Source organism: Leucobacter sp. M11 (genome assembly GCF_035726885.1).
GTDB lineage: Bacteria > Actinomycetota > Actinomycetes > Actinomycetales > Microbacteriaceae > JAPFRB01.
Genome location: NZ_JAPFRB010000001.1, coordinates 379763 through 394598, shown reverse-complemented (window position 1 = coordinate 394598; position 14836 = coordinate 379763). Strand labels below are relative to the sequence as shown.

Here is a 14836-nt window from a genome sequence, read left to right as displayed (position 1 = left end):
CACGCCGTCGGAAACAACTTCCGGGTCACCGAGACCGAGGTGACGATCCCGACGAGCGAGGGCTCCCTGGCGGCGGTGCTCACCCAGCCCCGCGGAAAGCCGGCGACGGGGCTCGTCGTCATGGTGCACGGCGACGCCGCGGTCGACGCCACCCAGGGCGGGTTCTACGCCCCCTGGTTCGAGGCGGCCGCGGACGCTGGCTTTGCCACCCTGTCCTGGAGCAAACCCGGCGTGGGGGAGTCCACCGGAAACTGGCTGGATCAGTCCATGTCGGACCGGGCGAGCGAGGTGGGCACCGCGCTCGACTGGGCCAAGCGCCAGCGGGACATCCCCACGGAACGGATCGTGCTGTGGGGCGCCAGCCAGGCGGGCTGGGTCCTGCCCAAGGTCGTCGCGGCGCGCGACGACATCGACGGCGTGGTCGCGGTCGGCACGGCCATCAACTGGCTCACGCAGGGGCGCTTTCACCTGCTCGCCGAGCTCGACGCCGCCGACGCGACCCCCGAGGAGCGCGCCGCTGCCCTGGCCGAGAGCGACGCGGTACGCGCGCTCCTCGAGCGCGGGGCCGAGCACTCGGAATACCTCGCCGAGAGCACTGAGGACGAGCCGATGTCCGCGGAGCGCTGGGGCTTCGTGCGCAGAAACGTTTCTGCCGACGCGACCGCGGACCTTCGCGCCTCGGCGGCCCGCGAGGTCCCCATTCTGCTGCTCGCGGGGTCCCAAGACCGGAACGTGGACATGCGCGAAACGGAGCGGGTATACCGCGAGATCTTCGGGGACGCGCTGACCGTGGCCCGAGTCGAATCCCGGCACTCCATGGCCCGGCCGACCGTCGAGGACAGCGACCTCGTCGGCGCGATCACCGCGGTCTTCTGGCCCCGAGCCCTGCTCGCCCCGGGGGTGCTGGACGCCGCCGAATCCTTCCTGAGCGGCGTCGGCTGAGCCGTCCGAGGACCCGGCGCCGGAGGCGCAGCTCCTCGGCCCGGCCGGCAGCGCCCGCGCACCCAGACACCCCTCGCCGGTCCCCGGCCCGGCAACCACCCCATCGACCCTGAAAGCAGCACCCGGATGAGCCACACCCCCGCGCCCCCGCATCCCCGCTCCGGACCGACCCCCGCCCCGGGCGCTCCCTCGAGGCGGCCTCGGCCAACGCGCCGAGGCCTGCTGGCCCTCATCGCGGCGGCGCTCATCGCCCTGACCGCCTGGTGGGCCCTCGCCAGCATCGCCCCGCCGCGGGCGATACCGGCCCAGGCGAACGCGCAGGAATTCAGCGCGGAGCGGGCCCGGGTCCACCAGGCCGACCTCAGCCAGCGCCCGCACCCCGCCGGATCCGAGGAGGCCGCCCGCGTCCGGGACATGATCGCCGCGCAGCTGCGCGCGGCCGGCATCGAGACCCGGATCGAACGCGGCGTCGGCTCGATGCACGACCCGGAATACCCCTCGGCCGCGTACACGGAAAACGTGGTCGGCGTCATCCCGGGCACGGACCCCACCGGAACCGTCACCCTCGTCGCACACTATGACGCCGCCCCCGCCTCGCTCGGCGCCGGTGACGACGGCGCGGGCGTCGCGACGATTCTCGAAACGGCCCGGGCCCTCGCCAGCGGCGACCCGCTGCGCAACACCGTCGTGTTGCTGTTCACGGACGCGGAAGAGGTGGGCATGCTCGGGGCGGAGGCCTACGTCGCCCAGGACCCCGCCGGTCGAGACGGGGGCGTGGTGCTGAACATCGAGTCCCGCGGCTCCTCCGGGCCGGCGCTCATGTTCGAAACGAGTCTCGGCAACCGCGACCTGATCGAGGTGTACGCCCAGAACGCTCCCGTGCCGGTCGCGACGAGCCTCTCGGTCGAGCTGTACCGGCTGCTGCCAAACGACACCGATCTCACGCCCATGCTGGCCTCCGGGCGCTTCACCGGGCTGAACACCTCCTACCTCGACGGCTCCGCCGTCTACCACTCGCCGGAGGACCGCATCGAGCGGCAGTCGAGTGACTCGCTGCAGCACCAGGGCACGAACGCACTCGGCCTGACGCGCGCGCTGGGCGACGCGGAGCTGGCCGCGCTGAGCGTGCCCGCCTCGGGCGACGCCACCTACTTCCCGATGCTTGGCCAGCTCGCGCACTATCCCCAGGGCGCGGTGTGGCCCATCGCGCTGCTCGCCGGACTCGGCGTGCTCGCGGCCGGAGCGATGCTCGTGCGGCGACGGCTGGTCCGCGTGCTCCCGCTCGGGGCCGGAGTCGTGCTGGCCGTCATCCCGCTCGGGGTAGCCCTTTGGCTGGGTGGCGCGGTGTGGTCCGCGCTGACGGCGCTCACGCCCGCCTTCGGGCAGCTCGAGGACACCTGGCAGCCCGGCTGGTTCCGGGCAGGCCTCCTGCTCACGCTCCTGGCCTTCGTCCTGGGCTGGCTCGCGCTCGCCCGGCGCTGGGTGCCCGCCGAGGGTCTCTTCTTCGGGGGCCTGGCCTGGAGCGCGGGCATCGGCGTCGCCACGGCGTTGATGGTTCCCGGGGCCTCCTACGCCTTCGCGATCCCGGCTCTGCTCGGCTCGCTGGCGCTCATCGCGCGGGCGCAGTGGGACCGGGGCCGGGTGGCCTTTTTCGTCTCCGGGGCGCTGAGCACGGCGGTGCTCGTGCCGACGGTTGCCCTGCTCCTGCCCGTTTCGGGGTTGGGCGGCAGCGGCGCGGCGCTGCTGTTTGCCGCGCTGCTCGCCCTGAGCCTGGTGCCGCTTCTTGACCTCTGCTTCCCGGACCCCGAAGCGCCGAGCGCCCGGGCGGGCCTGCGAAGGCTGGTGCCCCCGGTGACGGCGGCGGTGCTCGCGGGAATCGCCTTCGGGGTCGGCTTCTCGGTGGACCGCTTTGGCCCGGATTCCCCGGTCCCGGTCGCCCTTGCCCAGGTCGAGGACGCGGACACGGGGGACGCGTTCTGGGTGAGCGAGGGCGCGGACCCCACGGGGTGGAGCGAGCGGCTCGTCACGGGCACCGCGGACCTGTCCGGCGCCTTTCCCGTGCTGGACGGGCCCGAGCGGGTCGGACCCGCCGAGCCCAGCGGCTCGGCTGCGCCCGAGATCGAGGTGACCGCCGAGCGAATCGTGGCCGGGGACCGCGAGATCGACGTGCGCTTCGCCTCCCGCATTGCTGCCAGATCCCTCTTCCTGGCCCCGGCGAGCGGGGCCGACGGCGACACCGCGGAGATCCGCTCGATCAGCCTGGGCGGGCGCGAGATCGCCTCCGGTGAGGTGCCGCTGCTCCAGGTGCAGGCCCTGTCGCGGGGAACGGCGGAGCTGACGATCCGGATGCGCGGCACGGGACCGCTCCCGCTCCGCCTCATCGAGGGGGCCGACGGCATCGCCGAGTTGCCGGGGTTCGTCCCCCGGCCGAGCGGAGTGATCGCCGCGGAGGGGCCGAACGCCGAGACCCGCTTCCTGGCGCGGACGGTCACCCTCTAACCCGCCCCTGCTCACCCGGCCCGCCCGCAATGCCGGGCCGGGGGCCCCGCGAGGGACGCCGTCTCTGCTGTGAGCGGATTGCGCCCCGTGCTGTGACCGGGCCGATTTATCATGAGGCATGGTTGAATCGCCCAGAGGTGTGGCCCCCATCAATCCCAGCCGTGCGCGAGCCGACGCTGAGCCCGGGGGCTTCGCGCCGCGAGAACCGCTGTGGCGGCACATGCTCGGCGAAACGCTGCGAGCGCGACGGACCCGGGCCGGGAAGACCCTGAGCGAGGTGGCCGCGCGCGCCGGGGTCTCCCCGCAGTATCTCTCCGAGGTCGAGCGGGGACTCAAGGAGCCGTCGAGCGAGATGATCGCTGCGATCGGGGGCGCCCTGGGGGCCACCCTGCGGGAGCTCACCGGGGACGTTGCTGGGGCCCTCGCGAGGGTGAGCGACGCCCCGAGCGAGGGTTCGCAATCGCAGGCGTTCGTTGCGCTTGCCGCCTAGCCCGAACCGATGACCCCGTCAGCGGCCGGTCACCGTTTCGACATCACGAGGTCGATCAGGCCGTAGTCGCGTGCCGTGTTCGCCGTGAAGACGCGATCGTGATCGGTGTCCGCCCGAAGGGTGTCGACGCGTTGGCCGGTGTGGCGCGCGAGGACCGCTTCGAGGTCGGAGCGGAGCCTGATGACCTCGTCGGCTTGCAGGATCAAATCAGGGATCGTCCCCCGGCCCTGCGCGGCCGGCTGGTGCAGCACGATCCGTGCGTGCGGCAGCGCGGCGCGTTTTCCCGGCTCGCCAGCGGCCAGCAGCACCGCACCAACCGACACCGCCTGTCCGACGCACGTGGTTGCGACGGGGGAGGTGATGAACTGCATCGTGTCGTAGACGGCGAGCATGGCGCTGGGGTCGCCGCCCTCGCAGTTGATGTAGAGCTGGATCTCGCGATTCGGGCTGTCGGCATCGAGAAACAGCAGTTGGGCGATGAGGGCGTTGGCGACTCCCGCGTCGATTCCGGTGCCGAGATAGACCACGCGCTCGGTGAGGAGATGGGAGTACACGTCGATGACGCGTTCGCCGCGTGGGTGCTGCGCGACGACGTGGGGAATGGCGTAATTGCTCATCGCTGTGACTCCTCGGGAACGGGGGTGAATCCGATTGCCCCTGGGGGCGGTTGGGGTCGGTAGTCGTCGAAGGAGGCCACGATGGTGTCGATGAAGCCGTACTCCAGGGCCTGCTGGGCGGTGTACCAGTGATCGTGCAGGGAGTCTGCAAAAACGCGTTCTCCCGGTTGACCGGTGTCAGCGGCGATCAAGCCGAGCACGGTATCGCGGGTGTGGCGCAGGTCATCGGCTTGCAGCGCGATATCGACGGCGGCACCGCCGATCCCGGCCGAGCCCTGATGCATGAGGATCCGGGCGTGCGGGAAGGCCTTCCGTTTGCCCGCGGTGCCCGCAGACAGGAGAAACTGTCCGGCGCTGTAGGCGATGCCGAAGACGAGCGTCGAGACATCGTTCGGGATCGTGCGCATCACGTCACGGATCGCGAGCATGGCTGGCACCGAGCCGCCGGGGGAGTGGATCCACAGCGCGATCTCGGCGGAGGGGTCCGCCGCGGCCAGGCTGATGAGTTGCGTGGCGAGCAGGGTGCCGTTGTCATCATCGAGGGGCCCATCCAGGACGAGCACGCGTCGTTCGAACAGCTCCTGTCGCGCGGACGGGGTGAACCGTGGGGGTGTTGGGGAATCGTTCATGCCCCCATCGTTCCCCGTTGCCCCCCAGCGCGTGGGCGGCTCTGCTTGGGGCAGATCTGCCCTGAGCAGAGCGGGCTCGATGTCCCTGGCCGGGTGCCCCGCGCTGGCCTGCGGAACCGGGCGCGGACGCGCGTTGCGCGGCCTCAGCCATCAAGAATGTGCCCGACGCGCACGCGACTGCCGACGTCGGTGCCAACGATTTCGCGATCGGGGCGAGGGTGATATCCGGGTCGCGGTTCCCCGCGGTCGGGGCACCCGCCTCGCGGAGCAAGCACGGCTGTCGTGAGCTGCGCGAACCACCGTCCCCGTCCGCCGAAACGAACCGCATTGCAGGTCATCGAGCAGCGCGCGAGACCCTTCTGGCACACTCGCCCTCGTGACGCGGTGGACTGCGGCCGGTTCCCGGGTTCTTCCCTCAGAGGGAGAGCAGAATCGCCGCCGTCAGGACCCAGAACAGGCCAATGAACAGTGCGTCGCGGGTGCGAAACGGCATCGGCTGTCGTTCCGTTCGGCGTCGGTGTGCGCCGAACGCTCTCGTCTCCATGGCGAGGGCGACCCGCTCGGCATGCCGGATAGACCCGGCGAGCAGCGGCACGGTGTAGCCGAGGCGTCTGCGGGTGTGCGCGAGCGGGCCACGACCGCTGGCAACGCCCCGGACACGGTGCGCCGAACGGATCGTGTCGAGCTCAGTGCGCAGGCGCGGGACGAAGCGGATCGCGGCGAGTGCGGCATAGGCGATGCGGTACGGCAGACGGGCCTGTTGCACGAGGGCGCGCACGAACTCCGAGCCGGTCATGGTGAGGCCCGCGATGAACGTGAGTGCGATGATCGCGGTGAGGCGCAGCGCCATCGTCAGCCCGGCCAGCCACATGGCGGTCGTGAAGGCGTAGCTGCCGATGGCGAACACGGTGGTTTCGGACGGGGCAGCGTCGGTCGTCACCCACAGGCCGAAGCTGAAGGAGAGCACGAGCGTTGCGGTCGGCAGCCCGAGCAGCAGCAGCGTCGTGCGGCGCAGACTGAGCGTCGCACCAATCAGGATCAGCGTCATCGCGAGTATCAGGAAGGCGGCGGGTCGGGTCACCCCGGTGATGGTGACGAGCGCGAGAACAGCGGGTACGGTGGCGACGATTTTGGCGAGCGGATTGAGTCCGTGGAGAAAACGCGCGCGAGTCGGCAAAACGCCGAGTTCAGGTCTGGTCGGGACGGCCTGGGTGGCGGTCACGTGCTGCCCCCGGGGAGATCCGCGAGGCGGGTCACGCCGCGCCATCCGGCGTGTCGGGTGAGGCTGCGCATTGCTGCGACCAGGGGCGGCGGGAGCAGACCGGCCCGTTCGCACGCGTCGCCGGCGAACAGGGTCTGCGTGCTGTCGTGGGCGGTGATTGTGCCGCCGGCGAGGACTGCTGCGTGTGTGGCGTGATCTGCAACGAGTTGGATGTCGTGCGTTGCGACAATCACGGTCGTTCCGTCTGCGCGCAGCTCGCGAAGGAAGCGGAGCAGTTCCGCTGCCCGGTCTCGGTCCTGCCCGTAGGTGGGCTCGTCGAGCACCAGGACGCTGGCTCCTCCGATGAGGGCGCTGCCGACGGAGAGTCGGCGTTTCTGTCCGCCCGAAAGCAGGAAGGGGTGACGGTCACGTTCCGCCGTGAGCTCGAGGCGCGTCAGCATCGCTGCTCCCCGGACCCTGGCCTCCTCGTCGGGGACCCCGTGAACGCGCAGCGTGTGGGCGAGCTCTTCGGCGACGGTCTCGCAGACGAACTGGTGCTCGGGGTTCTGAAAGACAAAGCCGATACGGCGGGAAAGCTCTCGGATGGGTGCGGTGGCGGGATCGAGTCCGTCGATCTCCACCACCCCGGGCGCGGGGGGCACCACCCCGGCGATCGCGTGCAGCAGGGTGCTCTTCCCCGCGCCGTTGACCCCAAGAATTGCCAGGAAGTCGCCTGAGCCAACCGTCAGTTCGATGCGGTCGAGAATGGTGCGTTCGCCGCGCATCACGGTGAGCCCGGAAATGCGCACCGCAGTGCCTCTGTTCGGCGGCGCGGGAGGAGCGCTCGTCTCCGGGAGCGCCGGGAGGCAGGGGTGCGCATCGAGCGCCCTCGCAAGTTCTGCCGGGGTGGTGGGAAGCGGCGCAAGGGTCACCCCTCCGTGGCGAAGCTGACGCGCGGCGCGGGTGGCAACCGGCAGCCAAATGCCCAGCGCCTCGAGCTCATCGCTGCGCGCCCGGAGCACCTCATCAACGGTCCCGGTCATCACGGGTCGTCCCCGGTGATCGAGAACGACGACCTGATCGACGAGGTCAACACAGGCATCAAGATTGTGTTCGATGAGAAGGAGCGCATGCGCTCCGTCGGCAACGATGTCGGCGAGCGTGGCGTACACGTCAGCGACGCCGACCGGGTCAAGGTTCGCGGTCGGTTCATCGAGCACGATCACCGGGCTGCGCAGGGCGAACACGCACGCGATGGCCAGGCGCTGCTTGCCCCCGCCGGAGAGGCGGTCTGGGCTCTCGTGCCGCCGCCCCCAGAGCCCGACGGCTCGGAGCGCCTGCTCTGCGCGGGAGAGGACGTCGTCCACCGGCAGGAGCAGGTTTTCGGGACCGAAGCAGACCTCGTCGAGCAGGGTTCCCATGATGATCTGTGCGTCTGGGTCTTGGAACACCATGCCGATGCCGGTGCTGAGCTCGGCGACTCGATGCTGGGTCGTGTCACGCCCGTCCACGAGTACTCGCCCGTCAAGCTGGGCAGGAATGACCTGGGGAATCAGCCCGCACGCTGCCAGCGACAGGCTTGACTTGCCCGAGCCGCTCGGGCCCAGCAGCAGCGTGACGGTGCCCGGGGCGATGTCGAAACTCGCGCGCTGCGGGGTGGGCAAGCCGTCCTGTTCGTACCGAATGCTGAGCGATTCGACCCGAAGCAGCGGCTGGAGATCCGTCGGCACCGCTGTCACCTTCTAGGTGTTGCTGGGCAGCACTCGGCGCAGGGCGCGTGCGAGCCACCAGGCCAGCAATCCCCACAGGAAATACGCCACCAGCACTGCGACGCCAAGCAGCATGTTGACCCAGAGAGCGAATCCGGTTGCCGCAAACGTGGCCCAGTAGAAGGCGAGGCTGACCAGCCACATCACCACGACCACGGACGAGACGACCCCGAGCCCGAAGCGTCGCCACGCGGTCACGGCGAACACGATCTCAACGATGAAGGCGTACGCGAGGGTGAAGATGAGCATCTGCCACCCGTAGGGGCTGACAAAGCTGGTCAGCAGGCCTGCGATCCCCGCGGTGATGATGGCGGATCCAATGCGCCGGATGTAGAGCATCGCAAGGAGCGGCAGCGCGAACCAGAGTCCCGCGAAGAACACGATGACCATCGGTGCCACGGGAAGGATGACGGCTTCACCCAGGGTGTAGGTGCCGAAGATCACGGTGAACGCGGCGCCGAGGGCAGCGCAGACCATCAGCGTTCGCGTCGAATACGAGTACCAGCGTTCCCTCGGAAGCGTGCCGGGGGTCGTCGTCTCCAGACCAGACATAGGTGTTCCCTCCAATGATCGGGTACCACGTGGCCGACGCGCGAAAGCGCCGGGGGAAGGCTACCCTAACACCGTTTGTTACATCTTGTGACTTACCGTGGGTGTTCGTCTGATCTGCGGTTGCGCATCGTCTCGATGCCAGCGATGATGACGTCGAGCTTTCGGTCCGTCCAGGCGTCTGGTCCCGCGGCGAAGTGTTGCTCGAAGGCGGACTGGAGCTCCGGGTGCACGCGGTGTGCCGGGGTGACGGCATCGGTGAACCCCGTCCAGTGCTCGGTGTGTGTGCTGATGCGGTCGCGGCGGATTCGCGTGTCTGCGGCGAAGTCTGCCACGAGGTCCGCGGCGATGAACGCGAGGTCTTGGGGGAAGCCGAGCGTGACGAGGTGTTGCGTCATGTCGAGTGCGGCGAGGATGAGGCGTTCGGGCATGGGCCAGACCTGGTTGTAGATGAGGTCCATCATGCCGGGGTAGCGTCCGCAGGAGGCATCAATCGCGGCGGCCACGTCCCGCAGGTAGTCCTGCCAGGTGCCGTTCGGCGTTGGCCACTGCGTGGACTCCATGAAGCGGTCCGCGACGGCTCGCAGCAGGTCGGGGCGGCCGTCAACGTGCCGATAGAGCGCGGTGTGCTTCACGCCGAGTCGGGCAGCAATGTTCTGCAGGGTGAGGGCGTCGACTCCCTCGTCGGCGATCAGGCCGATTGCGGCGTCGGCGATGATCTGCCGATCGATGCGGCTGGGGCGGCCAGGGCGTCGGCGTGCGGGAGACGAACTCTGAACCATAGCCCCGACTCTACCCCTCGTCGCGTTCTCCGAGTTTCCACGCTGCGGCGCGTTCTTTGGCCGCCCAGAACGCTTGATAGCGTCCGCCCGCGGTCGAGAGCGTGTCGTGGGTTCCGTCCTCGACGAGGCGTCCGCTGTCGAGCACCAGGATGCGGTCGGCGCCGGCGATCGCCTCGATCCGGTGCGCAATCGCGATCACGGTACGGCCCGCTGCCAGGGCAGCGAACGCTTCGCCCAGGGCCGCTTCGTTCTTCGCGTCCACAGCGGCGGTCGCCTCGTCGAGCAGAACGATCGGGGCATCTTTGAGCAGCGCCCGCGCGATGGAGATTCTCTGGCGCTCGCCACCGGACAGCCGGACACCGCCCTCGCCGACCTGCGTGTTGAGCCCCTCTGGCAGCCGGTCCACGACCTCCTGGAGCCGGGCCGCGTGAACCGCGGCCTCGATCTCGGCATCAGCAGCGTCGGGACGGCCCATGCGAACGTTGTCGAGAATGGTCCCGTCGAAGAGGTAGACGTCCTGAAACACCACCGCAACCCGGTCAATCACCTGGGCCGAGCCGAGGGCGCGAAGGTCTGAACCGCCCAGCGTGATAGCGCCCGTGCCGACATCCCAGAAGCGTGCGATGAGGCGCAGCACGGTGCTCTTGCCGGATCCACTCGGGCCGACCAGCGCGGTAAACGTTCCTGCCTCCAGCCGGAACGAGAGGTCATGAAGCACCTCAGTGTCGTCGTAGCCAAAGCTGACCCGGTCAAATGCCAACGGCACGTCGCTGCGGGGAACCGTGTCCGGGAGTGCCGGCTCCGGAAGCACCGGGGTGTCCAGGAGGGCGCGGATCCGCGCGAGGCTCTCTCCGGCCGCGCGCATCGCGGTCGCGTACTCGGAGAGGTCTGCGAGCGGGCCGACGAACCGAAGCGAAACGACCAGGAGGCCGACGGTCGCTGGAACCGCGAGCGACCCGGCGAGAGACAGCCCCAGCGCGGTTACGAGCAGCAGGACGAGCCACAGCTGCACGGCGACGGTGCTGGCAAGCACGCTGGGAATGGTGCGCCAGAAGATCCGCTCCGAGGTGCGATAGTGCTCGTCGAGTGCCTCGTCCAACGGCGGATAGTTCCCCACCGTCCGACCCGCAGCGCGCAGGACCGGCTGAGCGAGCGCGAAATCTACCACCTGCTCATTCACCGCAGCAGTGCGCCGGTCTAGCATCGCGTCCAGACGGGCGGTGAGTTTCGGTGCGAGCCCCCCAATGAGGATCGCGACCGGGACGAACGCTGCTCCGGCCAGGGCGACACGCCAGTCCCACCACAACAGGCCGATCGCCACGGTCAGTGGAGTGACGACTGCCGAGACAATCGGTTGGAACAGGTGTGCCGTCACTGAACCGGCGTCCTCGGCGCTCTTGCTCGTGAGCTGCGAGAGCTCGCCGACACGAGCGTGGTCGAACCATCCCAGGGGGAGCGCGGCGATGTGGTCGCCGATGCGCTGCTGCAGGCTCTGCATGAGTCCGAAGCTGATTCCGTACCCAGCGCGGGCCTGGAAGAAGTACAGCAGGGCAGACACCGTCGCGGCTCCAGCCAGAACGAGCGCGGCACCCCAAGAGCCGCCAGTATCACCGCGAACGACCGCATCCACGACCGGCACCACGGCGACGAACGCAAGGCCCTGCGCGACTGCGTACCCAAGCACGAGAACACAGAACCTCGCAACGGGCACCTGCCCGCGCGCGAGCGTGAGCAGGTCACCGAGCGCCCGGATCATGTCTTCGCTCCCGTCTGGAGACGTTGCGCTTCCCAGAGGTCCCGGTAGGTTCCCGCTCGCGCCAGGAGTTCCTCATGCGTGCCGAGCGCAGTGATGCTGCCCGCATCGAGCACCGCGATCTGATCGGCTGTAGCGATCGACGCGAGCCGGTGGGCGATCACCAGCACGGTTCGCCCTGATGCCGCCCGAGCGATGCCCGCCTGGATCCGCACTTCGTTCTCCGGGTCGGCGAACGAGGTCGGTTCGTCCAGGATGAGGATGGGTGCGTCCTCCAGGAGCGCGCGGGCAACGGTGAGGCGCTGCGCCTCCCCTCCGGAAAACAGGGCATCCGCGCCGACCACGGAATCGTACCCGCGTGGCAGCGCGACCACGCGGTCGTGGATGTTCGCCGCCCGCGCCGCGAGCACGACGTCCTCATCGCTCGCATCCGGGCGCGCGAGCCTGATGTTGTCTCGGACGCTCATGGGGACGAGCCGGGTTCCCTGAAAGACGAAGCCGACGCGACGAAACAGGGTGCTCGTCTCCATCTCCCGCACATCGGCGCCGCCGATCCGCACGGCACCGCTCCGCACGTCCCAGAACCTGGGGACCAGGGCTGCCAGAGTTGACTTCCCCGAGCCGGAAGGACCCACCAGGGCGGTCACCGAACCGGCTGCGAGGGGGAGCGACACCTGGGTGAGCACGTCCCGCCCGGAGGGGTCATAGCGAAAGGACACCTCGCTGAACGAGGCGGCAGAATCGTCACCAGGAGTGTCGAATGTGCCGGGCCCGGGCATCGCTGGGGTGGCCAAGAAGTCGCCGATTCTCGCGGCTGCCTCCCGCGCCGTGCGCAGTCGCACGCTGTAGGAATCGACCATGGTGAGCGGCCCCGCCAACCCAACCCCAAACACGAGCCCCGCGATGAACCCGGTGACATCGATCCAGCCGAGACCGAGAAAGAGCACCCCCGACAGGGCCATGGTCGCGAGCACGCTGGGAGCCGACACGATGGCCAGGCCGGTCGACGAAGCCCCCACCATCGGCACCATCAGCTTCCCGAAGAACCCTGCGTATTCGTCCACTGCCTGCCGGTACTGCTTCGAGGCGCGGCCGGACTGCCCGAAGGTCTTCACGACCGCAATGCCTCGGGTGAACTCCACCGTCGCGGCGTTGACCCGCTCTTTCGCGTCATCCCAGGCAGTGAACTGCGTCGCGGCTTTGCCCATCATTGATCCGAACACGACCAGGAAGCCGAGCAACGGGAACAGCGCCGCCAGGCCCATTGGCCAACTGTAGAACAGCAAGAGTGCGAATGCCGCCGTCGCGGTAATCACTCCGACGACCATGTCGCCGCCGCCGTGCGCCACTAACGTATGCAGCGCATGCACGTCGTCGGTCACGAGTTTCTTCACCCGCCCCGAGGAACGCTGCGCGGCCTCGCCCACGGGAATACGCCCGAGATGCTCAGCCAAGCGGACGCGAATATCCCGGTTTAATCGCGTATCCGCCAGGTGGGTGAGCATCAACCCAGCGCCAATCAGCGCCATTCTCCCCGCGATACCCGCAAGCGCAATCCACAGCCAGCCCCAGGCGCTGGAAGCCTGATCGCCGCGCAGGAGCACGGTCACGAGTTGCACGATCGCCACCATCGGGACCAGGCCAACGATCGCCCCCGCTCCCTGCAGGGCAATTCCAACAACGACGAGGCCGCGCACCGGCCGAATCAATGCCCAGAACCCCAAGGAGCACCCGCCTTTCCATAGTTTGTTACATGCTGTATCTAACTATTGCGGGAGGCTCGCGTCAAGGCCGAACATCGCATCGACCCCTGCCGCTCGGCGCGCGGACCGCCCTCGGTCAGGCACAAGCAGCGGCTCGGGACCTCACCGCGCCGGGCACTCCACCGGCAGCGGGGGCTGCGGGGCGGATGCGTGATGGTGCGGAGCGGCCCGGGGTGCGCATCACTGTGCGCGAGTGCACAGTGTGCGCCGACACGGGGGTCACGTGGGTCGAGCCCTCGGGTGCGCCGATCGTCGATGGCTGAGAACGAAACGCCCCAGTGTGCAGCGAGTTCGGGAACACCAACGAGTGATTCCAGGCCGATGGGTCGGGCGGAGGCGTGCCGGGCCGTGTCCACGAGCGCGCGCCGGATGGTGACGCAGCCAGAGCGGTCGAACGCGGGGTGTTGTGTGAGTCGTGTGTGGGGGAGGCCTCGCCGCACAGAAAAAATGCCGCGGACTCCCTAGGGAATCCGCGGCACTGTGGTTGCGGGGGCAGGATTTGAACCTACGACCTCCGGGTTATGAGCCCGGCGAGCTACCGAACTGCTCCACCCCGCGGCACGAGTATCAGTGTAGTTGAGCGGGGTGTGCTGCGGCGAAAGGGCGAACATCTTGGGCGTGTTGCCGTCGGGAGAACGCGTGTGGGCCGGTTCTGCTCTGGCGCTGGCGCTACGTTCCCGCGATGCGGTTGAGGGTGGCGAGCAGGTTCTTGAACGTTTTCTGGCCGGACGGGGTCAGGCGGACGCGGGTTGATCCGTACCGGGTGCGCCGCTCCTTGGTGATCTCGACCAGTCCGCGCTCCTCGAGGTCCCTGAGGATTTTCGACAGATCGGGCGTCGAGAGGCCCGTGGTTTCCTGGAGGGCGGGAAAGTCCGCCTGTTCGACCTGGCTCAGGTACGACATGGTGACGAACCGCTTTGGCGCGACGAGGTGCGCATCAATCTCTGTGTACGTCACTGAGGCTCAGCGCCTGAGCAGCAGCACGGCGTAGAACACGAGCCACGCGATCGGAGCGAGCCCGGCAAACAGGAGCGATTCGGGGAACGGGGCACCGTCGCCGCGGCTGATCCCGCCCCAGATGGGGAGGAGGAGCCAGACGGTAAAGACCGTGGTCACCGTCGAAGCCCTGAGGCGCGGTTCGTTTGCCCGGCTCAGGCGTCTGGCCATCCAGTGGTGCGCCGCGAGCACGGCGCCCAGCGCCGGGGCGAGCGCCCACCAGGCGTGCCCGCCCATGGCTAGGAGCCCGGCGGCGAAGGAGAGCAGTACGATGCCCCCGGTGATGAGGTGGTCCCGGATCGTGAGCTGTCGCCGGGGGCGTTGCGGGATGGCGGCGAGAAGGTCCTGCGCTTCGGCGCGTGACGGCGGCCGGGGGGCGGGTTCGTTGTCCATGCTTCGAATCTAGCAACTACTTGCAATATTTGAAAGTACTGGTGGCGGTCCGGGACGTGTTCGGGCCGCGCGGTCTCGGGAGGAGCGCGGCGCGAGCCCGGCGGCACGAGTGTGGCGGCGGGAAAAGCAAAAACCCCCCGATCCGAAGATCAGGGGGTTTTCGTGCCGCAGTGCGACTCTCTGTTGCGGGGGCAGGATTTGAACCTACGACCTCCGGGTTATGAGCCCGGCGAGCTACCGAACTGCTCCACCCCGCGGCACATCACTACTCTAACACGCCCCGGGCTCCGCCCGCCAAATCGGCCGCGCGTCCCTGCGTGTCGGCTGTGGAAAACCCCGGCGGGGCGGGGGAGCGGCCGGGAACACTGATGCCCTCACAACGCCGAGCCATCGGCAGGAAGGGGCTCCCGTGCTCTTGAACCGATCATCCTCCCGCGCCACCGCCGAGGGGAG

At 69.0% G+C, this 14836-nt stretch carries 13 protein-coding genes and 2 tRNA genes; 3 read left to right on the top strand and 12 right to left on the bottom strand.

The genetic code is table 11. The annotated features are described in order from the left end of the window. The 3 genes from OOT08_RS01970 to OOT08_RS01960 all read left to right on the top strand — a co-directional run. On the top strand, positions 1-942 hold a 942-nt coding region (locus OOT08_RS01970), incomplete at its 5' end, for an alpha/beta hydrolase family protein (protein WP_325090879.1). Positions 943-1068: 126 nt separating this feature from the next. Next, positions 1069-3441, top strand: coding sequence for a M28 family peptidase (locus OOT08_RS01965; RefSeq protein ID WP_325090878.1), 2373 nt, complete (start codon positions 1069-1071; stop codon positions 3439-3441). A 118-nt stretch (positions 3442-3559) separates the two neighbouring features. Continuing rightward, on the top strand, positions 3560-3931 hold the full coding sequence (locus OOT08_RS01960) for a helix-turn-helix domain-containing protein (RefSeq protein ID WP_442916153.1): 372 nt from the start codon (positions 3560-3562) through the stop codon (positions 3929-3931). Between the two features lie 29 nt (positions 3932-3960). On the opposite strand, the gene OOT08_RS01955 is transcribed toward OOT08_RS01960, so the two are convergent. From OOT08_RS01955 to OOT08_RS01900, 12 genes are all read right to left on the bottom strand, one after another. Further along, complete coding sequence (locus tag OOT08_RS01955; RefSeq protein WP_325090877.1) at positions 3961-4548, bottom strand: ClpP family protease; 588 nt, start codon at positions 4546-4548, stop codon at positions 3961-3963. Continuing rightward, positions 4545-5177, bottom strand: coding sequence for a ClpP family protease (locus tag OOT08_RS01950; RefSeq protein ID WP_325090876.1), 633 nt, complete (start codon positions 5175-5177; stop codon positions 4545-4547). Before OOT08_RS01950 ends, OOT08_RS01955 begins: the two co-directional genes overlap by 4 nt. A gap of 415 nt (positions 5178-5592) precedes the next feature. After that, positions 5593-6399, bottom strand: coding sequence for an energy-coupling factor transporter transmembrane component T (locus OOT08_RS01945; protein WP_325090875.1), 807 nt, complete (start codon positions 6397-6399; stop codon positions 5593-5595). Then, a complete protein-coding gene (locus tag OOT08_RS01940; RefSeq protein WP_325090874.1) occupies positions 6396-8108 on the bottom strand; it encodes an ABC transporter ATP-binding protein in 1713 nt (570 codons plus the stop codon). The genes OOT08_RS01945 and OOT08_RS01940 overlap by 4 nt, the downstream gene beginning before the upstream one ends. Positions 8109-8120: 12 nt before the next feature. Continuing rightward, a complete protein-coding gene (locus OOT08_RS01935; RefSeq protein ID WP_325090873.1) occupies positions 8121-8699 on the bottom strand; it encodes an ECF transporter S component in 579 nt (192 codons plus the stop codon). 92 nt (positions 8700-8791) lie between these two features. Beyond that, complete coding sequence (locus OOT08_RS01930; protein WP_325090872.1) at positions 8792-9478, bottom strand: TetR/AcrR family transcriptional regulator; 687 nt, start codon at positions 9476-9478, stop codon at positions 8792-8794. 10 nt (positions 9479-9488) lie between these two features. Beyond that, positions 9489-11234: an ABC transporter ATP-binding protein gene (locus OOT08_RS01925; RefSeq protein ID WP_325090871.1), complete on the bottom strand. Its 1746-nt coding sequence runs from the start codon at positions 11232-11234 to the stop codon at positions 9489-9491. Continuing rightward, a complete protein-coding gene (locus OOT08_RS01920; RefSeq protein WP_325090870.1) occupies positions 11231-12928 on the bottom strand; it encodes an ABC transporter ATP-binding protein in 1698 nt (565 codons plus the stop codon). The genes OOT08_RS01925 and OOT08_RS01920 overlap by 4 nt, the downstream gene beginning before the upstream one ends. A 547-nt stretch (positions 12929-13475) precedes the next feature. Then, a tRNA-Met gene (locus OOT08_RS01915) sits at positions 13476-13552 on the bottom strand. A 111-nt stretch (positions 13553-13663) separates the two neighbouring features. Beyond that, on the bottom strand, positions 13664-13951 hold the full coding sequence (locus tag OOT08_RS01910; RefSeq protein WP_325090869.1) for a transcriptional regulator: 288 nt from the start codon (positions 13949-13951) through the stop codon (positions 13664-13666). Between the two features lie 6 nt (positions 13952-13957). Then, positions 13958-14383, bottom strand: coding sequence for a hypothetical protein (locus OOT08_RS01905; protein ID WP_325090868.1), 426 nt, complete (start codon positions 14381-14383; stop codon positions 13958-13960). A 183-nt stretch (positions 14384-14566) separates the two neighbouring features. After that, positions 14567-14640: transfer RNA gene (locus tag OOT08_RS01900), tRNA-Met, on the bottom strand. Positions 14641-14836 lie beyond the last annotated feature (196 nt).

Coding starts and splice junctions, on each gene's coding strand:
- OOT08_RS01930 (WP_325090872.1), bottom strand. CDS start 9,478: ATGGTTCAGAGTTCGTCTCCCGCACGCCGACGCCCTGGCCGCCCCAGC.
- OOT08_RS01960 (WP_442916153.1), top strand. CDS start 3,560: ATGGTTGAATCGCCCAGAGGTGTGGCCCCCATCAATCCCAGCCGTGCG.
- OOT08_RS01965 (WP_325090878.1), top strand. CDS start 1,069: ATGAGCCACACCCCCGCGCCCCCGCATCCCCGCTCCGGACCGACCCCC.
- OOT08_RS01950 (WP_325090876.1), bottom strand. CDS start 5,177: ATGAACGATTCCCCAACACCCCCACGGTTCACCCCGTCCGCGCGACAG.
- OOT08_RS01935 (WP_325090873.1), bottom strand. CDS start 8,699: ATGTCTGGTCTGGAGACGACGACCCCCGGCACGCTTCCGAGGGAACGC.
- OOT08_RS01925 (WP_325090871.1), bottom strand. CDS start 11,234: ATGATCCGGGCGCTCGGTGACCTGCTCACGCTCGCGCGCGGGCAGGTG.
- OOT08_RS01905 (WP_325090868.1), bottom strand. CDS start 14,383: ATGGACAACGAACCCGCCCCCCGGCCGCCGTCACGCGCCGAAGCGCAG.
- OOT08_RS01955 (WP_325090877.1), bottom strand. CDS start 4,548: ATGAGCAATTACGCCATTCCCCACGTCGTCGCGCAGCACCCACGCGGC.